Origin of the sequence: Streptococcus sp. FSL R7-0248 (genome assembly GCF_037967965.1) — a bacterium.
Taxonomy (GTDB): domain Bacteria; phylum Bacillota; class Bacilli; order Lactobacillales; family Streptococcaceae; genus Streptococcus.
On the sequence record NZ_CP150201.1, the window covers coordinates 2,061,733 to 2,085,750 of the forward strand.

Sequence of the window (24,018 nt, forward strand, 5' to 3'; positions counted from 1 at the left end):
TATTATACAAAATTTTCTGGAAAAGATAAAAAAAATGGTTTTATATTTATCAAAAATTGAAGAAATTCTAGTCATATAAATACGAAAAGAACTCACAATTCATTGTGAGTTCTTTTGATTTCGTTTTAGTCTTCAGATGATTCCACAATTGCTTCATCAACAGCAATGTTTTCAATAACTTCAACTTCGTTAACTGAAAGTGGTTCAATGTTACGGTAACGAGCCATACCTGTACCAGCAGGAATAGTCTTACCAATGATAACATTTTCTTTAAGACCAAGGAGATGGTCTTTCTTACCACGGATAGCTGCATCTGTAAGCACACGTGTTGTTTCTTGGAAGGAAGCCGCTGACAAGAATGAATTTGTTTCAAGTGAGGCTTTCGTAATACCAAGAAGGACTGGACGAGATGTTGCAGGAACACCACCAGAGATAACAATATCCTTGTTAGCATCTGTGAAGTCAGAAATGTCCATAAGTGTACCTGGAAGGAGATCTGTATCACCTGGATCCATAACACGTACTTTACGAAGCATTTGACGAACCATTACTTCGACGTGTTTGTCACCGATTTCTACCCCTTGGCTACGGTAAACTTTTTGTACTTCTGCAAGAAGATAAGTTTCAACTGACAAGGTATCACGCACTTCAAGGAGACGTTTAGGTTGGATTGACCCTTCTGTCAAGGCTGCACCACGGTGTACTTCGTCACCCACTTCAACTTTCATACGAGCTGTAAATGGAACAACGTATTCACCCATTCCAGTCTTACCTTGAACGAAGACTTTCTTAGTACGTGTTGCGGCATCTTCTTCGATTTCAATAACAGTACCTTTAACTTCAGTGATAACCGCTTCCCCTTTAGGGTTACGTGCTTCAAAGATTTCCTGAATACGTGGAAGACCCTGTGTGATATCGGTGTTTGAGGCTACCCCACCGGTGTGGAAGGTACGCATAGTAAGCTGTGTACCAGGTTCCCCGATAGATTGAGCGGCGATAGTACCAACTGCTTCACCAACTTCAACCGCATCACCTGTTGCCAAGTTGATACCGTAACAGTGACGGCAGACACCGTGACGTGTGTTACATGTAAAGACTGAACGGATAGTTACTTCTTCAACACCAGCATTGACAATAGCAGCAGCCATGTCTTCAGTAATCAAAGTATCTGGACCTACGATTACTTCACCTGTTGTAGGATTCTTAACTGATTTCTTAGTGTAACGACCTTGAAGACGTTCTTCAAGTGTTTCCGTAACTTCTTTACCGTCAGTAATCGCACGGATGAGAAGACCACGGTCTGTTCCACAGTCATCTTCACGGATGATAACATCTTGGGCAACGTCAACCAAACGACGAGTAAGGTAACCTGAGTCGGCTGTCTTAAGGGCCGTATCGGTCATACCTTTACGCGCACCGTGAGTAGAGAAGAACATTTCCAAAACGCTCAAACCTTCACGGAAGTTTGAAAGGATAGGCAATTCCATGATACGTCCGTTAGGAGCAGCCATCAAACCACGCATACCGGCAAGTTGAGAGAAGTTAGAGATGTTACCACGAGCTCCTGAGTCCATCATCATAACGATTGGGTTCTTAGGATCTTGTGTCTCAATCAGACGTTTTTCAAGTGCTTCTTTCGCTTCACGCCATGTTGTTGTAACAGCAACATAACGGTCATCATCTGTCATCAAACCACGACGGAAGGCCTTGTTAATTTCTTCAACACGGTGGTGAGCAGCATCAATAATTTCTTGTTTGTTATCGATAACTGGGATATCGGCGATACCCACTGTCAAACCAGCAAGTGTTGAGTGGTAGTAACCAAGGTCTTTCAAACGGTCAAGGAAGGCTGATGTTTCAGTCGTACGAAGACGTTTGAAGGTTTCAGCGATGATGTTACCAAGATTTTTCTTCTTGAATGGCGCATTAATTTCCAAACTATCAATAACTGTTTGGATATCTTGACCTGGTTCAAGGAAGTACTTATCTGGTGTACTATCTGTCAAGTTCTCATTTGTTGTTTCTTGAAGATATGGAATTTCTGCTGGAATGATTGAGTTAAAGAGAATCTTACCAACAGTTGTAACCAAAATCTTGTGAAGTTGGTTTTCTTTCCAAGGTTTATCAGGCATGCTGTCTACTGCGATACCGACACGGCTATGCAAGTGAACATAACCATTACGATAAGCCATAACTGCCTCATCAATATCCTTGAAGACCATACCTTCACCCTCACGGCCGTCTTCTTCCATAGTCAAGTAGTAGTTACCAAGAACCATATCCTGAGATGGCGTTACGACCGGTTTACCGTCTTTAGGGTTAAGGATGTGTTCAGCCGCAAGAAGGAGCAAACGTGCTTCAGCTTGAGCTTCTTCAGACAATGGAACGTGGATGGCCATTTGGTCACCGTCAAAGTCGGCATTGTAGGCCTCACATACCAATGGGTGAAGACGAAGGGCCTTACCATCAATCAAGACAGGTTCGAAGGCCTGGATACCCAAACGGTGGAGGGTAGGTGCGCGGTTAAGAAGTACTGGGTGTTCCTTGATAACATCTTCAAGAATATCCCAAATACGTTCATCACCACGTTCAACCATACGTTTAGCGGCTTTCACGTTACCTGCGTATTCACGCGCAACGATTTCACGCATCACAAATGGTTTGAAAAGTTCGATGGCCATCAAACGTGGCACACCACATTGGTACATTTTAAGTGTTGGACCAACGGCGATAACGGAACGTCCAGAGAAGTCAACACGTTTACCAAGCAAGTTTTGGCGGAAACGACCTTGTTTACCTTTAAGCATGTGGCTCAAAGATTTAAGTGGACGACTACCTGGTCCAGTGATTGGACGACCACGACGACCGTTGTCGATCAAAGCGTCAACCGCTTCTTGGAGCATCCGTTTTTCGTTTTGCACGATGATACCTGGGGCATTCAATTCAAGCAAACGAGCCAAACGATTGTTACGGTTGATAACACGACGATAAAGATCGTTCAAGTCAGATGCCGCAAAACGTCCACCATCCAATTGAACCATTGGACGAAGGTCTGGTGGCAATACTGGCAAGATGTTAAGCACCATCCATTCTGGTTTGTTACCAGACTTGTAGAAGGCATCAAGAACGTCCAAACGACGAACAGCTTTAACACGTTTTTGACCAGTTGCTGTTTTCAACTCTTCTTTGAGTTCAGCAATTTCAGCTTCCAAATCTACTTGTTTCAAGAGATCTTGGATAGCTTCGGCACCCATTTTAGCGACAAATGAACCATGTCCATACTCTTGCAATTTTTCACGATATTCACGTTCTGTCAAGAGAGATTTTGGTTCAAGTGGTGTTTCCTTTGGATCAATAACCACGTAAGCTGCGAAGTAAATAACTTCTTCAAGCGCACGAGGACTCATGTCCAAAGTCAATCCCATACGAGAAGGGATTCCCTTGAAGTACCAGATGTGTGATACTGGTGCTTTCAACTCGATGTGACCCATACGTTCACGACGAACCTTAGCACGTGTTACTTCAACACCACAGCGGTCACAAACGATACCTTTATAACGGATACGTTTGTATTTCCCACACGCACATTCCCAGTCTTTGGTAGGACCAAAGATCACTTCGTCGAAGAGACCTTCGCGTTCTGGTTTGAGCGTACGGTAGTTGATTGTTTCAGGTTTCTTAACTTCACCATAAGACCATGAACGGACCTTAGTTGGTGAAGCTAGTGTGATTTGCATACTTTTAAATCGATTTACGTCAACCACTAGTATTACCTTTCTTTTGTTCTATTGACAATAGCAGCGCTATTCTCACCTTTATCAGCTACCTTAGCAGAGAGAGTGAGCTCCCTCTCTAAAGCTTATTTTATTCTGTTTTATCTGAAGCTTCTTCTTTAGCTTTTTCTAATTCAGCAGCTTCTTTAGCTTGTTGTACACGTGCTTTTTCAAGATCATCAACGTGCATGACATCATCGTCTTCACCTTCATCAAGATCACGTAATTCAACTTCGTAGTCATCCTCATCAAGGACACGCATATCAAGACCAAGTGATTGCAATTCTTTAACAAGTACTCGGAATGATTCTGGTACACCTGGTTTTGGAATTGGTTTACCTTTAGTGATAGCTTCATAGGCTTTCAAACGTCCGTTAACGTCATCTGACTTGTAAGTCAAGATTTCTTGAAGGATATTTGATGCACCATAAGCTTCAAGGGCCCAAACCTCCATCTCACCGAAACGTTGTCCACCAAATTGTGCTTTACCACCAAGAGGTTGTTGGGTAACAAGTGAGTAAGGACCTACTGAACGAGCGTGAAGTTTATCATCAACCATGTGGTGAAGTTTGATCATGTACATGACACCAACTGACACACGGTTATCAAATGGTTCACCTGTACGTCCATCGTAAAGGATTGTCTTAGCATCACTATCCATACCTGCTTCACGAACAGTATCCCAGAGATCTTCTGAGCTTGCTCCATCAAAGACTGGTGTTGCGATGTGGATACCCAAGTTACGTGCAGCCATACCAAGGTGAAGTTCCATAACCTGACCGATGTTCATACGTGATGGCACCCCAAGTGGGTTCAACATGATATCAACTGGTGTACCGTCTGGAAGGTAAGGCATGTCTTCAACCGGAACAATACGAGAAACAACCCCTTTGTTACCGTGACGACCGGCCATCTTATCTCCGACCTTGATCTTACGTTTTTGAGCGATGTAAACACGAACAAGCATGTTAACACCTGATTGCAATTCATCACCGTTTGCACGTGTGAAGATTTTAACATCACGAACGACACCATCACCACCGTGAGGTACACGGAGTGACGTATCACGTACTTCACGAGATTTATCACCAAAGATAGCGTGGAGAAGACGTTCTTCAGCAGAAAGGTCTTTTTCACCCTTGGGTGTTACCTTACCAACAAGAATGTCACCTTCTTTAACCTCAGCACCGATACGGATAATACCCATTTCGTCAAGGTCTTTGAGGGCTTCTTCACCAACGTTTGGCAATTCACGTGTGATTTCTTCAGGCCCAAGCTTTGTATCGCGTGTTTCTGATTCGAATTCTTCCAAGTGAACAGATGTATAAACGTCATCTTTCACAAGACGCTCACTCATGATAACGGCATCCTCGAAGTTGTAACCTTCCCATGTCATGTATGCGACGATAGGGTTTTGACCGAGGGCCATTTCTCCACCTTCCATAGATGGACCATCAGCGATAAAGTCACCTTTTTCAACAATATCGCCAACCTTAACCAAAGTACGTTGGTTATAGGCAGTACCTGAGTTTGAACGACGGAATTTTTGAATAGTATAAACATCAAGAGAACCATCTTCACGACGAACTTCAACTTTATCAGCATCAGAGTAGACAACTTTACCGTCGTGTTGGGCGATAACTGCAGCTCCTGAATCGTGGGCAGCTTGATATTCCATACCAGTACCAACATAAGGTGCTTTAGGATCAATCAAAGGCACAGCCTGACGTTGCATGTTGGCACCCATAAGGGCACGGTTAGAGTCATCGTTTTCTAAGAAAGGAATACATGCTGTCGCAACGGCAACTACCTGTTTAGGAGAAACATCCACGAAATCTACAAGGTGTGATGGGTACTCTTGGTTATTACCTTGGTGACGACCCATAACGATTTCTTCTGCAAATGTTCCATCTTCGTTCAATTTAGAGTTAGCCTGAGCAACTGTGTACTCATCTTCTTCATCAGCAGTCAACCAAACCACTTCGTTGGTTACTTTACCAGTTGCACGGTCAACCTTACGATATGGTGTTTGAATGAAACCGTACTTGTTAAGGTGTCCGTATGAAGACAAGTTATTGATCAAACCGATGTTAGGTCCTTCAGGTGTTTCAATTGGACACATACGACCGTAGTGCGTGTAGTGCACGTCACGAACTTCATATCCGGCACGGTCACGTGTCAAACCACCAGGTCCCAAGGCTGACAAACGACGTTTGTGTGACAACTCTGACAATGGGTTGTGTTGGTCCATGAACTGTGACAACTGTGAAGAACCGAAGAATTCTTTAACAGCAGCAGTTACAGGGCGAATATTGATGATTTGTTGTGGTGTCAAGACTTCGTTATCTTGAACTGACATACGCTCACGTACGTTACGTTCCATACGAGCCAAACCAATACGGAATTGGTTAGCAAGCAATTCACCAACCGCACGGATACGACGGTTACCAAGGTGGTCGATATCGTCTACCTTACCGATACCTTCAGCAAGGTTGAGGAAGTAGCTCATTTCAGCCAAGATATCCGCTGTTGTCAAAGCACGAACTTTGTCATCCGGGTTGGCATTACCAACAATTGTAACCACACGATCTGGATTATTTGGTGCAACAACCTTGAATTTTTGAAGAACAACAGGTTCTGTAACCACCGCATAATCGTTTGGTGTGTATACAAATTTGTTCAAATCACCATCCAAGTATTCTGCGATTGAATCAATCACATCACGTGTCATTTCAGTACCAGCTTCAACAAGGATTTCACCTGTTTCAGGATCTACCAAGTTTTCAGCAATTGTTTGTCCCAAAAGACGTGTCTTGATGTTAAGTTTTTTATTGACTTTGTAACGACCAACAGCAGCCAAGTCATAACGACGTGGATCAAAGAAACGAGCTACAAGCAAGCTACGTGAGCTGTCGGCAGTTTTTGGTTCACCTGGACGAAGACGTTCATAAATTTCTTTAAGCGCTTCATCAGTACGTGAATCTGCTGGGTTTTTGTGGATATCTTTTTCAATGGTATTACGAACCAACTCGCTATCACCAAAGATATCAACAATTTCGTCATCACCTGAGAATCCAAGCGCACGCACAAGCGTTGTGAATGGAATCTTACGTGTACGGTCGATACGAGTGTAGGCAATGTCTTTTGAATCTGTTTCAAGCTCAAGCCATGCCCCACGGTTAGGGATAACTGTTGATCCATAACCCACTTTACCGTTTTTATCAACCTTATCGTTAAAGTAAACACCAGGTGAGCGCACCAACTGAGAAACGATAATACGTTCACCACCATTGATGATGAAAGTACCCATCTCAGTCATAATAGGGAAATCTCCGAAGAAGACTTCCTGAGTTTTGATTTCACCAGTTTCTTTGTTAATAAGACGGAAAGTCACAAAGATAGGTGCTGAGTATGATGCATCGTGGATACGAGCTTCTTCAAGTGTATACTTAGGCTCTTTCAATTCGTAACCAACGAATTCCAATTCCATAGTGTCTGTGAAGTTTGAGATAGGAAGTACATCCTCAAAAACCTCTTTAAGACCAGTATCCAAGAATTCTTTGAATGAATCCGTTTGGATTTCAATCAAGTTTGGTAAATCAAGAACTTCTTTGATTCTTGAAAAACTACGACGGGTACGATGTTTCCCGTATTGAACGTCATGTCCTGCCAAGTCTTCTACTCCTTTTCTACATTCGAGACCTGCTTTGCAAGTCGTGCACTTTAAATATTTGTCTTCTGCCTTGTTCAGTCGCTTGTCCCATTAACAAGTGATTAAACACTAACATCCACTTATCTGATCAAGGATAAGCAAAACACTTAGTTTGTGAATTTTTAGAACCTTTAAATATGAGTTACAACACTTGAAAATCCTAAAAATAAGCACAAAAATAGCAGCTAAATCTGACCGAAAAAACGTTGATTTAACTGCTGTATCTCTTGATTGGACAATATTTCAACCAAGTAAGACGACAAATAGTTGTCTATATTATACCTAATTTTTTGCTTTTTTGCAAGTTTTCTTGGGAATTCCTAATGCCCTCCAAGAATGCTAGACCAGGCTTTTTGATAGTCACTGTCAGTTCCACCAATAGCAAATTTGTAGGTTGTATCTCCAGGCCCATTTTTAGCCCAATAAGTATCAACCATTTCACCACTTACAGAAACATTACGACCATTAACAGACACTGTTGCTGGTTTAAGGCCTGTTGATTTGAGCACACTTGCCTTAATAGCACTTGAATCGATATTAAACTTATCTCCCGTTTTAAAAATACCTGGATTGGCATTGTAGATGGCGGAAGTTAAACGAACCATATATTGCGCATTGTAGGTGTAACCCGTTTTAGAATTGGTTGGTGTATTATTGTCATAACCAGCCCAACCACCAAGAGTAATACCAGGCGTTGAGACGATCAACCAAGCATCCGCAAAGTTATCTGTCGTTCCTGTTTTACCCATCCAGTCAGCTGAGGCTGCTGCACCATTGACATTTTTCAATTCAGAATGAAATTGAGTTGTCGCTCCCTTAACCACAACTTCCTTGAGCAGGTTATCCATGATGCTAGCCGTAGCTCTTGAAAAGACTTGAACCCCTTCAGATTTATGCTGATAGATAACTTCGCCAGTCCGGTCAGTAATACTATCAATCATATGACCCTTCTCATAGACGCCACCATTTGAAAGCATCTGATAGGCATTTACTTGCTGGGCAACCGTGGTTTCAATTCCCCCGCCAAGAGGTAAACTCTCGATATTGTAGTTAGCAATCTTATAGCCCATCTTGGTCATGTAACCCTCAACGTCAACATCATGACGTTGAAGCATTTGATATGTCCAAAAGGCTGGAATATTCCACGAGGTATTGAGTGCCTCTTGTAGGTTCATCATAGCTGTACCCTTATCACCATCATGGAGAATAGGCGTTCCACCCGTAAAATTAGTTGGGTAGTTAGAAAGGATACTTGAGCTACCCATCAAACCTTGATCAATAGCAATTCCATAAGCAATAATAGGCTTAATAGATGAGCCTGGGGAGCGTGCCGTATCAAAAGCATGGTTATTTTGATTATTTTCGTAACTACGACCACCAACAAATCCTAGAATTGCTCCAGTCGCATTATCCATGAGCACATTTCCGACTTCAACTCCACTATTTCCACCTTGGTCGAGGAGGCCACCATATTGACTCGCAGCATCTTGCATCGCATTATAAACTGCATTATCAATAGTTGTCTTAACGCTGTAGCCACCGGTTTGTAGCTCTTGTAGGGCCCTCTCACGATAGCTTTCCTTGGTCTTATCATTTTTCAAATCTTGACTCGATACCTTGTCACGTTTAACTAGATAATCATACATGACATCCTGAGCCTCAGACATGACAGAATAGTACAAATAGTCATGACTTACGGCATCAGACTTCTCACCAGCCTTGAAATCTTTAGTGATATCATAATCCTTATAGCTTTCATACTGCGACTTATCTAGATAGCCACCGCGATAAAGATTGTAGAGTACATCTTGCTGACGTGCTAAGCCATAAGAAAGATCCTCTGCATTTTTTAATTGACCGTCAGCTGTATAAGGTGAGTAGACAATCGGGCTCTGTGGCAAACCTGCCAGATAGGCCGCCTGAGGAACTGTCAAATCCGCTGCAGATACCCCAAAGATACCTTGAGCAGCCTCCTCAATACCAGCAATATTTTTCCCCTTGTTGTTACGTCCAAAAGGAGAAACATTCAGATAATCGGTTAAAATTTCATTTTTAGAAGCGCGACGCTCCAATTGTAAGGCATAGATAATCTCTGCCGCCTTACGTTTAAAGGTTGGCGCATCGCCTGTTACCTGTTGCTTGATTAACTGCTGCGTTAGCGTCGAACCACCACTTGAAGAGCCAACCCCCAAAACTGATGACACCAAAGCCCTAAAAACTGCCTTTGGTACAACACCCTTATGCTTTTTAAAATTTTCATCCTCAGTCGCAATGATGGCATTTTTGACATTGTTAGAAATCGCATCACTCTCAATAGGTGTTCTCAGCAAGTCAGTATCAATATCCGCAATCTTCTTGGAATCGGAATAGCTCATCGAAGATACCAAACTAACCTCACTAATCTGATTCAACAAGGTTTTGTCCTTAATCGATGGAACAGACTCAATTTGACTCCCCAGATAACCCAAACCAATTCCTGCACCGAATAAGGTAAGAACGATAATAACCACATAAAAGAAATCAGACAAGAGCTTTAAGGTTTTTAAGAAAACATCACCCATGTCTAAGAGTGTCATCCCATCCTCAGGCGACTTCCGTGCTTGCTTACGATTCCACTTAGATCCAGTCGTAGCTTTCCTTTCTTTAAAAGATTTATCTCCTCTTTTAGACCTAGAACCAGCGAACTTTGTACGAATAGTCTGCCCTAGTCGCCTAAAATAATTTATTATTTTTTCAAAATTCATAGAAATACCTCAAAGCCTATTATAACAAACTTTGACAAAGCTTGCATAGGGTTGCTTTCTTTTGGTATAATGGTCCAGAATATACTTTACTGGAGAATATCATGACAATTTTTGAAGAACTAAAAGCACGTGGCTTGATTTTTCAAACCACTGATGAAGAAGCCCTTGTAAAAGCCTTTGAAGAGGGACCAGTCTCATACTACACTGGTTATGACCCAACAGCAGACAGTCTCCACCTTGGACACCTTGTCGCTATCCTTACAAGTCGCCGACTTCAATTGGCTGGACACAAACCTTACGCCCTCGTTGGTGGTGCAACAGGTTTGATTGGTGACCCATCATTTAAAGATGCTGAACGTAGCCTGCAAACCAAAGAAACTGTTGAAGGTTGGGTTGAAAAAATCCAAGGACAACTCTCTCGTTTCCTTGATTTTGAAAATGGCGACAACAAAGCCGTTATGGTCAACAACTATGACTGGTTTGGTTCAGTCAGCTTCATTGATTTCTTGCGTGACGTAGGTAAATACTTCACAGTTAACTACATGATGAGTAAGGAATCTGTTAAGAAACGTATCGAAACAGGTATCTCTTACACTGAGTTTGCCTACCAAATCATGCAAGGTTACGATTTCTATGAACTCAACGATAAGTACGGCGTAACACTCCAAATTGGTGGTTCTGACCAATGGGGTAACATGACAGCAGGTACTGAGCTCTTGCGTCGTAAAGCAGATAAATCTGGACACGTCATCACTGTACCACTTATCACAGATTCAACTGGTAAAAAATTCGGTAAATCAGAAGGTAACGCTGTCTGGCTTGATGCTACTAAAACAACCCCTTACGAAATGTACCAATTCTGGCTCAACGTCATGGATGATGACGCCGTTCGCTTCTTGAAGATTTTCACTTTCTTGTCACTTGAAGAAATCGAAGAGATCGGTAAAGAATTTGACCAAGCTCGTCACCAACGTTTGGCACAAAAGGTTTTGGCTCGTGAAGTTGTTACTTTGGTTCACGGTAAAGAAGCCTACGAACAAGCTGTTCACATCACTGAACAACTCTTCGCTGGTAACCTTAAAGCTCTCTCAGCACGCGACCTTAAAGTTGCCCTCAACGGTGTCCCAACATATGAAATTTCAGCAGATGAAAATCTGAACATCGTTGAACTTCTTGTCAATGCAAAAATTTCACCATCTAAACGTCAAGCACGTGAAGATGTCCAAAACGGCGCTATCTACATCAACGGTGAACGTGTACAAGACTTGGATTACACTCTCTCAGATACAGATAAAATTGATAATGAAATTACTGTTATCCGTCGTGGTAAGAAGAAAAACTTTGTCTTGACGTACTAATTTATGGCTATTCTCACTCCTTAATGGAGTGAGTTTTTTTGTTGCACTATATTTTACAATTTATCTACCAAAAAAGAGCAGTAGGATTGATTCCCAACTACTCTCTTCAGAACACAAAAAAACCAGCACTAGGCTGGTTTTCGAGACTATCACATTAGTTATAGATTTTGAATGCGTCATCGTCGTTTTGACCAACGAATGGCATTGCTTTACGCAATTCAGCACCAACTTTTTCGATTTCAAGGTTAGCAGCTTCTTCACGGTAAGCAGTAAGTTTTGGACGTCCAGCCTTGTAGTCGTTAACGAAGTCGTTAGCGAATTTACCATTTTGGATGTCAGCAAGAACTGCTTTCATATTTTCTTTCACTTGTTCAGTGATAACACGTGGACCTGATACGTAGTCACCGAATTCAGCAGTGTTTGAAATTGATTGACGCATTTTCTTGAATCCACCTTCGTAGATCAAGTCAACGATCAATTTCATTTCGTGAAGCACTTCAAAGTAAGCCAATTCTGGAGCATATCCAGCTTCAGTCAAGACTTCAAAACCAGCTTCGATAAGGGCAGTCAAACCACCACAAAGAACTGCTTGTTCACCAAACAAATCTTCTTCAGTTTCTTCTTTGTATGTTGTTTCAAGAAGACCAACACGTGCTGCACCAACACCTTTACACCAGTCCATAGCGATGTCTTTAGCGTTACCTGTAGCATCTTGGTATACTGCGTAAAGTGCAGGAACACCAAAACCTTCTTCAAATGTACGACGTACCAAGTGACCAGGTCCTTTAGGAGCACACATGAAGACATCAACATCTTTAGGAACTTTGATGAATTCGAAGTGGATGTTAAATCCGTGTGCGAAACCAACAGCATTACCAGCTTCAAGGTTTGGAGCAATTTCTGCTTCGTAAAGTTCTTGTTGGATTTCGTCTGGAGCCAAGATCATGATAACATCAGCCAATTTAGTTGCTTCTGCTACTGTGTAAGTATCAAAACCATCTTCCTTAGCTTTATCAAATGATTTACCTGGACGAACACCGATGATCACATCGTGACCTGTATCACGCAAGTTTTGTGCATGCGCATGACCTTGTGAACCGTAACCGATAACGGCGATTTTTTTACCGTCAAGTGCTGCTACTTTTACGTCTTTTTCATATTCCATTTGAACTGCCATAGTAATATGTCTCTTTTCTAAAAAAATAATTTATTGCCTTTTTAAGGCTGGGTTAACAAATTTAAGTTGGATTTTTTAATCACGGGTAAATCCAGTAGCACCCGTACGAGCGATATTTTTGATTCCGTAAGGACGAATAACTCGTAGAAGCGCCTCGCTCTTTTCAGCATCACCAGTCATCTGGATAGTGATAGAGCTTGGTGCCACATCAACCACCGAAGCACGGAAAGGTTGAATAATCGCCAAGATTTCAGCACGTTTAGAGGTTGGTGCTGATACCTTAACTAGGATAACTTCACGTTCCAAGTGTGGCTGATCCGTGATATCACGGATGCGAATCACATCAATCTGACGATTAAGCTGTTTGATGATTTGTTCCACTTCATTTTGAGAATTCACATCAATAATAATCGTAATACGTGAAACGTTAGGATCCTCAGAAGCCCCTACAGAGATACTTTCAATGTTAACTTGACGTCGTGAAAGAACACCTGTGAAGCGGTTAAGGACACCTGAACGGTTCTGAAGTTTAGCTGTTAACATTCTACGCATTGAACTTCACCCCCAACATTTCGTGATTACTCTTACCAGCCGGAACGATTGGCAAGACATGCTCTTTACGAGAGATATCCACCTCGATGAACATTGGCACGTCTTCCTTGATAACTTCCAAATCCTGATCAATTGTCTCTGGATTATCAAACTTATAAGACTTAATGCCGTAAGCTTGAGCCATCAATTGGAAATCTGGAAGGGTATCAAAGACAGACTCTGATGTACGCCCTTCGTAGAAGGACTCTTGCCATTGACGTACCATACCAAGTGAGTGGTTATTCAACATAACAACCTTGATTGGCACCTTGTAAACATTTAAGATAGCCAATTCTTGATTCGTCATTTGGAAACCACCATCACCAACAAAGAGGATAACTTCTTTATCAGGATTAGCAATTTTAGCACCAATTGCTGCTGGAACACCGAACCCCATTGTTCCAAGACCACCTGAGGTCACCAATTGACGCTCATTTTGGTATGGATAATACTGAGCTGTCCACATTTGATGTTGACCAACGTCAGTAACAACAACCGCGTCACCCTTAGTCAATTCACCGATACGCTCGATAACTGCCTGAGGCTGTACCATACGTTCCTTCTTATCGTAAGAACGTACACGCTCTTTATCTTTTGTAACTTTTTCAATCCATTTTTCAGTGTTATTCTTAACCACTGGTTCTGCTAAGAGCATTTCAAGAGCTTGCTTGGCATCACCAACAACTGGAAGGTCCACTGCAATAATTTTACCAATCTCAGCTGGATCTACATCAATATGGACAACCTTGGCATTCTTGGCAAATGTTTTAGGATTACCTGTCAAACGGTCATCAAAACGACAACCAATGGCAATCATAAAGTCAGCATCGGTCATAGCAATGTTAGCTGCATATGAACCGTGCATACCACCCATACCCAAGAAGAGGGGGTGACTAGTAGCAATTGTCCCTTGACCTAAAAGACTTGTAACAACTGGGATTTGGTAGCGTTCTGCAAAAGTAACTAGCTCCTTAGCAGATTCAGAATAAGACACCCCACCTCCAGCTACAATAACCGGCTTCTTAGCTTTACCCAACTGCTTCAAGATTTTCTTGATTTGCATTTCGTTTGGTCTTAGCGTCGGTTGGTAACTTGGAAGATTAATTTCAGGATCGTTGATGAAGGCTGTTTCCTTAGCCACGACATCTTTAGGGAGGTCGACAACAACTGGACCAGGTCGGCCAGTTGTTGCAATATGAACCGCTTCCCTAATAATACGAGGAATATCAGCTGTATCGCGAATCTGATAATTGTATTTGGTAATCGGCATGGTAATTCCGACAATGTCAGCCTCTTGGAAGGCATCCTTACCAATACCTGGTGTTGCGACCTGACCAGTAAAGACTAGGAGAGGTACGCTATCACTCATAGCATCTGCAATCCCGGTAATAGCATTAGTGGCACCAGGACCACTCGTTACAAGAGCAACACCGAGTTTACCAGTTGATTTGGCATAACCTTCAGCTTCGTGCAGACTTCCTTGCTCATGACGAGATAAGATATGATTAATCTTGTCATTTTTGTAAATAGCATCATACAAAGGAAGAACCGCTCCGCCAGGATATCCAAAGATAGTTGAAATCCCAAGTTCAAGAAGTGTATCTAGAATTAAATCAGCACCAGAGCGTGCTTCTTCAAGTTCAATTTTCTTCACATGGACCTCCTTTAGTAGTTGTTTTTTTCGAATTGTCTAAAAATTCAAAACCTTGTATACTATGATAACATTTTTAACCAAATTTGCAAGGGTTTCGGAGAAAAATATCACAAACTCTTCGGAAAGAATGTTCTTAGTTTTTTTCTTGTGCTTGACGTTCTGCTTTACGTTCTTCGAATTCTTCGTCACTCATCAAAGTTCCGCCAACATTGGCTGATTTAGCAAAGGCTGTATAGCGACGCAACCAACCACTTGAAATTTTTGATTTGAAAGTTTTCAAATGTTTGCGGCGTTCTTCAAGGGTTGCATCATCGACAAGCAGATCAAGGGTACGATTTGGTAGGTCAATCACGATTTCATCCCCATCTTCGATTAGGGCGATATTACCACCTTCTGCTGCTTCTGGAGAAACATGACCAATAGCAATACCACGAGTAGCTCCTGAGAAACGACCATCCGTAATCAGAGCCACATCCTTACCAAGACCGCGTCCGACAATCTTAGAAGTTGGTGCCAACATTTCTGGCATACCAGGTCCACCCTGAGGACCTTCGTAACGAATGACAACGACATGGCCCTTCTTAACTGTTCCATTATCAATTAACTCAAGGGCCTGATCTTGTGAATCACAACAAATAGCTTTACCACGGAAAGTTTTAACAGACGGATCTACACCACCGACCTTGATAACCGCTCCATCCTGAGCAATATTTCCGTAAAGGATAGACAAACCACCAACTGGTGAGATAGGATGCTCAATTGGATGGATAATTTCTTCATTTTTGATTTCAGCACCAGCTACGTTTTCTTTCAAAGTCTTACCAGTAACTGTAATACGATCACCCTTAATGGCTCCTTTTTTAATCAACTGATTAATAATGGCTGGAACACCACCAGCTTCATGGACATCATGCATAGTGTAAACACTTGAAGGTGCAATTTTAGAGAGATAAGGTGTCTTCTTGGCAATCTCGTTAATGTCTTTAAGATCATAGTCAATACCGGCCTCACGCGCAATAGCAAGCGTATGAAGAACAGTATTGGTTGAACCACCCATGGCCATATCTAGAGCAAACGCATCATCGATGGCTTCTTTGGTCACAATATCACGTGGGCGAACATTATTTTTGATGTTATCCATCAATTTTGTGGCTGCTTGACGAACCAATTCACGGCGTTCATCTGAAACGGCTAGGATAGTACCGTTACCTGGAAGGGCAAGGCCCAAAACTTCCATCAAACAGTTCATTGAGTTAGCGGTAAACATTCCTGAGCATGAACCACAAGTTGGACAAGCATTTTTCTCCAAATAATCGAGCTCTTCCTTGCTCATATCTCCAGCCTGATAGGTACCTACAGCTTCAAACAAACTTGATAGCGTCGCTTGGTGACCAGTCATGTCAACGCCACCCTTCATAGGGCCACCAGAACAAAATACTGCTGGCACATTAGTACGCATGGCCGCCAAAATCATCCCTGGTGTAATCTTATCACAGTTAGGAATGTAGAAAACCCCGTCAAACCAGTGGGCATTAATAACTGTTTCTGCAGAATCGGCAATCAATTCACGAGATGGAAGACTGTAACGCATCCCAATATGCCCCATGGCAATCCCATCATCCACACCAATGGTATTAAACTCAAAAGGAATACCGCCAGCCTCACGGATAGCTTCCTTGGCAATATCTGCTAATTCACGCAAGTGAACATGCCCTGGAACAATATCAATATAAGAGTTACAAATAGCAATGAAGGGCTTTTGCATGTCATTGGCAGATTTAACTTGCCCAGTCGCATACAAAAGTCCGCGTGCTGGTGCCTTATCAACACCAACTTTGATCATATCACTTCTCATGATGTTACCTTCAATCTATAAAATTTCTTACAACATATGTTACCACTTTGGAAAGTAATGTCAAGGAATTTTCAGAATATTTTTGTAATTCCGAAAAGATATCCCTGCTATATCAAAACTGACAAAACAAAAAGGAAGCCCTAAGACTTCCTAAATGATTATTCAAAATTATTCAACACTGAAGAGGTATGGATAAACTGGTTGGTCTCCTTGGAAGATTTCAACTTCGATATCTTCGTGAGCCTCTTCCAATTTTTCCGCAAGTGCTTGAGCTTGTTCTTGATTACCTTCTTCGCCGACGTAAATCATAACAATTTCACTGTCTTCGTCAATCATTTTGTCAAAGGTATCAAGAAGGGCTTGGTCCATATCTGGTGTAGACACAAGGATCTTACCATCCACCATACCAAGGATGTCATTTTCATGAATCTCAAGACCATCAATAGTTGTATCACGTACCGCCAATGTCACGCTACCACTTGTTACATCTGAAAGACTAGCTGTCATAGCTTCAACATTAGCTTCGATACTTTGGCTAGGATCGAAAGCAAGCAAACTTGTAAATCCTTGTGGAACTGTACGTGTTTCAACAACAGCCGCATTGACATCTACTACTTCAGCAGCTGATTGCGCTGCCATAAAGATGTTTTTATTGTTTGGCAAGATGATTACATTCTTAGCATTGACCTGTTCAATAGCCTTAACAATATCTTCTGTTGATGGGTTCATTGTTTGACCACCTGAAATCACATAGTCAACACCTTGTGATTTGAAGATATCTGCAAGTCCATCTCCGGCAACAACTGCAATAAGGGCAAAGTCTTTAGGAGCAGAAGGTGTAGCTTGGATAGCTTCTTCTTTTTGAACTTGTGCATCGTGTTGGTTACGCATGTTGTCAACCTTAACTTTGACAAGAGCCCCATATTTAAGACCTTCTTGCATGACAAGACCTGGATCCTCTGTATGGACGTGAACTTTTACAATTTCATCGTCGTTAACCACAAGAAGAGAATCCCCAAGGTTACTCAAGTAATTTTGGAACTCTTCATAGTCAAAGTCTTTCACATAAGTCGGACCTTGTTTGAGACCAATCATGATTTCCGTACAGTAACCGAAGGTAATGTCTTCTGTTGCAACATGACCAGCAACTGACTTATGGTGTTCTGCATTGATCATCTCTGTCATCGTAGCAGGTGTCGCTTGGAAGTCCTCTGAAGCGATATACTCACCTGTGAGGGCTGACAAGAAACCTTCATAAATGAAGACCAAACCTTGACCACCTGAGTCTACCACACCAACTTCTTTCAAAACTGGAAGCATCTCTGGTGTCTTGGCCAAGGCAGCCTTAGCTCCATCGAGAGCTGCACGCATAACCTCAACAGCATCATTTGTAGATTCAGCTTTCTTAATCGCTGCTGAAGCTGCACCACGTGATACTGTAAGGATTGTTCCTTCGACAGGTTTCATAACTGCTTTATAAGCAACTTCAACACCTGCTTGGAAGGCATGAGCTAAATCTTGACCATCAAGTTCCGTTTTATCCTTGATACTTTGACCAAATCCACGGAACAATTGTGACGTGATAACACCCGAGTTACCACGGGCACCCATCAAAAGACCTTTAGATAAAATCTGACCAACTTCACCAACTGTTGAAGCTGATTGATCTGCGACAGCTTTAGCTCCGTTATCCATAGTCATTCCCATGTTTGTTCCAGTATCTCCATCTGGTACTGGGAAGACATTGAGTGAATTCACATATTCTGCTTGCTTACCTAGACGTGTTGCTGCTGCTTGGACCATCTCCTGAAGCAAGCTTGTTGTAATTTTAGACACTAGTTTTCTCCTACGACTTTAATATTTTGAACGTAAACATTTACTGTTTCAGCCTTGATACCGAGTTGATTCTCAAGATTAAATTTCACACGTTCTTGAATATTTTTTGAAACCTCACTAATCTTAACACCGTAACTCATAACAGTGTAAACATCCACAGTGATACCTGCATCAGTAGATTTCACGACAACTCCTTTTGCGTAGTTTTCCTTTCCAAGAAGTGCTTGAAAATTATCTCGGATAGCACTCTTACTTGCCATACCGACAACGCCAAAAATTTCTGTTGCTGAACCGCCAACTACTGTTGCGATGACATCATCTGACAATTCGATTTGACCATCTTTTGTATTGATTTTTACAGTCATAATTACTACCTCAAAAAGTTTTTATCAGCTTATTTTACCATATTCGAGCTTACTTGTAAAAAATAAGAAGAAGATACCCTTTGAATAAGAGTATCTCCTCAATATTTATCATTAAAACTTTCTCTTTATGAGATAACGACGGTACATCACATAGAGGAAGACCGCACGCCATACATTATCAACAACGGTTGCAATCCAGACACCAGCAAGACCCATTCCCAGACTCACCCCAAGGAAATATCCTGAGAAAATTCGGATAATCCACATCCCAATAGTTGTTGCATAGAAAGGCATCTTAGCCTTACCAAGACCTTGCCAAACTGCTGTGTAGACTAGAGTCCCCGAGGTCACAGGATTCCCAAGGAAAGAATAAAGAATAACTACCTGGCTAGCCGCAATAGCTGCTTTATTATCTGTAAAGAGACCTGATAAGCCTTGTCCAAAAAGCAAGATGCTCCCTGAAACCAGAACCATCAAAAAGGTTGAAATCCAATAAGACTCTCGTACAATACGCTTCATCTGAGCCTTATCCCCTCGACCCAAACTATTGGCAACCAAGATAACCGTAGCCGTTGCGACTCCCATACCAGGCATATAGTTAAACTGAGTAAGGTTTTCACCGATGGCGTTACCACCGACAACGGCTGTACCAAAGGTAACAATAATAGCCACAATGACCACATCTCCAGCACGCATCATCAGTCGTTCACCTGCTGCTGGCAGAGCAATCCCCAACAACTCCCTGTTGAAAGGTTTGGTAACTTCAAGCTGCTTCACATCCAATTTCATCGCTTGCCACAGTATCACTGTCCCAACCAGACGAGAAAAAACCGTAGCCGTTGCGACCCCAATAATCCCCCAATGTCCCACAAAGATAGCTAAAGAAGATAAAATAGCATTAAGGACATTAGTCAAAAGACTGACGACCATGGAAATACGAGGCCGTCCCTTAGCCCGTAGTATGTTACCAAAAGTAGTCATTAAGGCTAGGAAGACCACTCCTCCACCGACAAGAGCAAGGTAGAGACTACCAGCCTGAGTCACAGATTGCTCAGTACCTAAAAGATTAAGAATGGCCCCACCACCAAAAATGGAAAGCAAACCAAGAATGAGACTAAGAGCAAGGGTAATAATAATAGCATCCCAGGTGTCTCGGTTAGTCGCTTTAACATCTCCCTTCCCTAGACTTCTAGCAATGACACTGGCACTTGAGGCTCCTAGAGCAATGAATATAGCTTGGTAAATCGTGATTATATTATTGGCTACGGAAACCCCTGATATGGCGACAATACCAACCTGAGCCACTAGGTAAGAATCGACAACCCCCATCAACATTTGTAGAAGGTTTTCGGCCATAGCAGGCAAGGCTATGTTTAGAATTTTCTTTGTTTCTGTCATAATATTCTCTTCTATATTGATAAAAATAGGGCTGATTTCTCAGCTCCTATTTCTTTATTCTTATACACCAAGATAGCTTTCAACTGCTTTTTGCATATCAGCTGCCGCAACAACTGTTTTATGGCGAACTTCCGCATGTTCAAGTCCATCTACAGCAGCTGGGATAGCTACACCTGAAAGTTGGTGCAAATCTTCTACTGCTTTGAAATCATCCCCACTGTCTTTACCAGTGACAGCTGAAATAGCCACACGTGGGAATTTATATGGACTAGCTGTTGAAGCGATAACTGTAGGGGTATGGTCATTTGTCTTTTGAACATATGCTTCGTAAACAGCTGAGGCAACCGCTGTATGAGGATCTTCGATATACTTGTTTTCATCATAGACACATTTGATTTCAGCAGCTGTTTCATCTTCAGTTGCAAAACCTGCTGCAAACAAATCAAGAATATCTTTATCTGCACCAGCCAAAGTATACTCGCCCTTAGTCACAAGTGCATCCATGAGCTCTTTAGTCTTAGCAGCATCATTACCAAGAAGGTGGAAAATCAAGCGTTCCAAGTTAGAAGATACCAAGATATCCATAGAAGGACTTGTCGTTACCTTGAAGTCACGTTTCTTGTCATAAGTACCCGTTGCGAAGAAGTCTGTGAGGACGTTATTTTCATTAGAGGCACAGATTAATTTGCCAACCGGAACACCAATCTGACGTGCATAATAAGCCGCCAAGATATTACCAAAGTTTCCTGTTGGTACTGTGAAGTTAACCTTATCTCCGTTTTGGATATGACCTGCCTTAACCAACTGCGTATAGGCATATACATAGTAAACCACTTGTGGTACCAAACGACCGACGTTCATTGAGTTAGCTGATGAGAATTGCGTATGATGAGCCAACAATTTCTCACGCAAGTTAACATCATTAAACATACGTTTCACATCGGTTTGAGCATCATCAAAGTTACCATCAATAGCAATAACGTGAGTGTTAGCTCCTGTTTGAGTGGTCATTTGCAATTCTTGGATTTTTGAAACACCGTCTTTTGGATAAAAGACAATAATTTCAGTTCCAGGAACATCTGCAAAACCAGCCATAGCAGCCTTACCAGTATCACCTGATGTCGCTGTCAAAATAACAATCTTATTATCAACACCTTGCTTTTTAGCTGATGTTGTTAGCAAGTAAGGCAAGATTGAAAGGGCCATATCTTTAAAAGCGATAGTAGAACCATGGAAAAGTTCAAGGTTGTAGTGGTTCTTAAGTTTAACTACTGGTGCAATAGCAGCTGTATCAAACTTGTCGTCATAAGCATTTGTGATACAGTAATCTAATTCCTCTTCCGTAAAATCATCCAAGAAAGCTGACAAGACCAATTTAGCAACTTCTTGATAAGAAGCGTCTTTCAATTGATCAAAGTCCAAAGCAACCTCAGGCGTTGACAACGGTGTGAACAAGCCACCATCTGTTGCCAAACCTTGAAGAATAGCTTGACTAGCTGTTACTTTATTATTTTCGTCACGTGTTGATTGGTATACAAGTGTCATGGTAAATCCTCTTTTTAGATAGTCTGTGGCTCTATTGTAGCATAATTGTCAGAATATTTCTACACGTATTGTGACTTGTGAGAAAATCATCCGGATATCACCTTATTCTCTCCTCTCAAAGACATGAAAAAATCCGGAATAACTATTCCGGATGTCATCTTAAAATTTATCTTTGGTGTCATTCTTAGTTGAGAAAGTAATATCTTTTGATTTTCCATCACCACTAAGCGTTACTTTCTTATCTTTTTTAGTCACTTTTAGCTCTTGACCTTTTTTCACATTGAGACCATCAATATCAACATCTTTGTTGACAGAAGTAACAGTCATCTTATGTCCCAAGCGACTAACCTTCCCTTTGAAAAGGGTTGTTGTTGTTTCGCCTGTCTTCGAATCATACTTTTGACCATTATCTTTCGCAGCTTTTTCAAGAGCTTCATCAAGTTCTTTTTCTATGGTTTCCTCACTATAATAGTTTTCAAAGGAATCTCCATAGAAGGCTTTAAATAAATCTCCAAAGGCTGAGAAGGACTTCTGAACCCTCTCACGATAGTCCTTGATATAGGTTTTCTTGTCAAAAGTATAGCTAGCAGTCACCTTCGCATTGCTACCCTTTACTTTCATGGTTACAGCTGTATCTGTAAAGTACTTTTCAAGCTCCTTACTATCCAAGTCTGTCAAACTTTCAGACATGCTTGAGCTATACTCTCTACCTAGAGAACTACTGTACCATTTGCCATCAATATTACCTGTCACATAACGGTAAGTCATAAAGCCACCGATACATAAGAAGACAAGGACTACTGCTGACAAAACTGAGACTAGGATGCGTTTTTTCTTTTTGGGATCCATTGGTTTTTTAGGAGCCAAATTTGCCATAGCTGCTTGTCCTTCTGGAAAAGGAACCGTAGAAGGTGCAGTTGCTGTTACTACTGGTGCCGTTTCAGTTGGTAGAGGACTAGTACTTGTCTCGACGATTTCTGCCTCAACCTTAATAGGTTCAGTAGTAGCTGCATCTTCAGTTTTAGCCGGTGCTTCATTAACAAACTCCCCAGCTTTCAAAGCATCCGCCATTTCCTGAACACTCGGCTTGCGTCCGTTTACCGTTTCAAAATAGTCCAACCATTCTGCTCTTGTCATTTATATTCCCCTTTAATTTCCTTTTTTATTTATTTTTTGTAAAGCTAATGTCACCAAATTCACTGTGTGCCTTAATAGTAAAGCCTCCATTGTTAGTCGTATAATCTAATACATCACCTTTTTTAAAAGCATCTGAATCTCCAGCCTTATCCACAGTGATTGTTTGCTCCCAACGGTTAATATCACCCGTAAAAGCAGTTGTTGTGACACGACCGGTTTTGGCATCGTAGGTATAACTCTTTGGAAGTTCTTTCTTCACTGTCTCATCAAACTGTTTATAGTAGTCTTTTTCTGACAATGAATAACTATCAAAAACCTCCGAGAACTCCTCGCCGTACTGACCTTTCAATTCAGTAACTCTACTCTGGTAAGCCTGATAAAGACCTTTACGATTGTAAACAAAGCTCACTTTTAAGTGAGCCTTATTGTCAGTAATACTCATTGCTGTATTGATATCGGTGATAAGATCTTGACCTTGTGGTAAAGCATTACTAACTTTATTCTTAGTATTAGCAGTATCTTTCAGAGTGGCTAACATTTTCTCACTAAAGGTTGGGCTTGTCCAATCGCCCTCAATGCTTGCGGCTCGATAACGGTATCCCATCACGAGACAAACAATCAAAAGTATGGTGAGTATCGCTGCAATCACACCTGATACCATCCCCACAATATTCTTTGAGGTTACTGGCTCCTTTGATTCTTTTACTTGTTGACTAGGATTGAATTGAACACTCACCATCCTATCAGCATTAAACTCTTTAAACTTATTAGTCGCTCTATTTCCTGCTGCAGAAGCCACTGGTGGCCTCAATTCACGAGACTTGAGAGGATGTGCTGTTTCACCCAAACTAAGCCCTTCTTCTTTTGTCATAG

14 protein-coding genes are annotated in these 24,018 nt (G+C 41.7%); 1 reads left to right on the forward strand and 13 read right to left on the reverse strand.

Features of this window, described 5'->3' with window-relative positions; all coding sequences use genetic code 11:
* Positions 1-125 precede the first annotated feature (125 nt).
* From rpoC to pbp1b, 3 genes are all read right to left on the reverse strand, one after another.
* On the reverse strand, positions 126-3,764 hold the full coding sequence (gene rpoC / locus NYE32_RS09570) for a DNA-directed RNA polymerase subunit beta' (RefSeq protein WP_070437474.1): 3,639 nt from the start codon (positions 3,762-3,764) through the stop codon (positions 126-128).
* A 100-nt stretch (positions 3,765-3,864) separates the two neighbouring features.
* Entirely contained in the window at positions 3,865-7,446 is a 3,582-nt protein-coding gene (rpoB, locus tag NYE32_RS09575) for a DNA-directed RNA polymerase subunit beta (RefSeq protein WP_156685146.1), read from the reverse strand.
* Positions 7,447-7,805: 359 nt separating this feature from the next.
* A complete protein-coding gene (pbp1b, locus tag NYE32_RS09580) occupies positions 7,806-10,061 on the reverse strand; it encodes a penicillin-binding protein PBP1B (RefSeq protein WP_257056701.1) in 2,256 nt (751 codons plus the stop codon).
* A gap of 269 nt (positions 10,062-10,330) precedes the next feature.
* On the opposite strand from pbp1b, the gene tyrS reads away from it, so the two are divergent.
* The gene (gene tyrS, locus NYE32_RS09585) at positions 10,331-11,587 is read left to right on the forward strand and encodes a tyrosine--tRNA ligase (protein ID WP_003092098.1); all 1,257 of its coding nucleotides are present in this window, start codon (positions 10,331-10,333) and stop codon (positions 11,585-11,587) included.
* Positions 11,588-11,741: 154 nt separating this feature from the next.
* On the opposite strand, the gene ilvC is transcribed toward tyrS, so the two are convergent.
* From ilvC to NYE32_RS09635, 10 genes are all read right to left on the reverse strand, one after another.
* On the reverse strand, positions 11,742-12,764 hold the full coding sequence (ilvC, locus tag NYE32_RS09590) for a ketol-acid reductoisomerase (RefSeq protein ID WP_002885764.1): 1,023 nt from the start codon (positions 12,762-12,764) through the stop codon (positions 11,742-11,744).
* Between the two features lie 75 nt (positions 12,765-12,839).
* Positions 12,840-13,316: an acetolactate synthase small subunit gene (gene ilvN / locus NYE32_RS09595; RefSeq protein ID WP_002887025.1), complete on the reverse strand. Its 477-nt coding sequence runs from the start codon at positions 13,314-13,316 to the stop codon at positions 12,840-12,842.
* Positions 13,309-15,009, reverse strand: a complete 1,701-nt coding sequence (locus tag NYE32_RS09600; protein WP_070437470.1) for an acetolactate synthase large subunit — start codon at positions 15,007-15,009, stop codon at positions 13,309-13,311. Before NYE32_RS09600 ends, ilvN begins: the two co-directional genes overlap by 8 nt.
* A gap of 133 nt (positions 15,010-15,142) precedes the next feature.
* The gene (gene ilvD / locus NYE32_RS09605; RefSeq protein WP_070437467.1) at positions 15,143-16,864 is read right to left on the reverse strand and encodes a dihydroxy-acid dehydratase; all 1,722 of its coding nucleotides are present in this window, start codon (positions 16,862-16,864) and stop codon (positions 15,143-15,145) included.
* Positions 16,865-17,032: 168 nt separating this feature from the next.
* A complete protein-coding gene (locus NYE32_RS09610) occupies positions 17,033-18,700 on the reverse strand; it encodes a DAK2 domain-containing protein (protein ID WP_070437464.1) in 1,668 nt (555 codons plus the stop codon).
* Positions 18,700-19,065 carry an Asp23/Gls24 family envelope stress response protein gene (locus tag NYE32_RS09615; protein WP_002885694.1) on the reverse strand — a complete coding sequence of 122 codons (366 nt, stop codon included), beginning with the start codon at positions 19,063-19,065 and terminating at the stop codon, positions 18,700-18,702. The genes NYE32_RS09610 and NYE32_RS09615 overlap by 1 nt, the downstream gene beginning before the upstream one ends.
* Positions 19,066-19,176: 111 nt before the next feature.
* Positions 19,177-20,463, reverse strand: coding sequence for an MATE family efflux transporter (locus NYE32_RS09620; RefSeq protein WP_110980821.1), 1,287 nt, complete (start codon positions 20,461-20,463; stop codon positions 19,177-19,179).
* A gap of 60 nt (positions 20,464-20,523) precedes the next feature.
* Positions 20,524-22,008, reverse strand: coding sequence for a threonine synthase (gene thrC / locus NYE32_RS09625; protein ID WP_156685144.1), 1,485 nt, complete (start codon positions 22,006-22,008; stop codon positions 20,524-20,526).
* A 159-nt stretch (positions 22,009-22,167) separates the two neighbouring features.
* Positions 22,168-23,145, reverse strand: a complete 978-nt coding sequence (locus NYE32_RS09630; protein WP_156685143.1) for a hypothetical protein — start codon at positions 23,143-23,145, stop codon at positions 22,168-22,170.
* 25 nt (positions 23,146-23,170) lie between these two features.
* A complete protein-coding gene (locus tag NYE32_RS09635) occupies positions 23,171-24,016 on the reverse strand; it encodes a hypothetical protein (protein ID WP_110980819.1) in 846 nt (281 codons plus the stop codon).
* Positions 24,017-24,018: the final 2 nt, after the last annotated feature.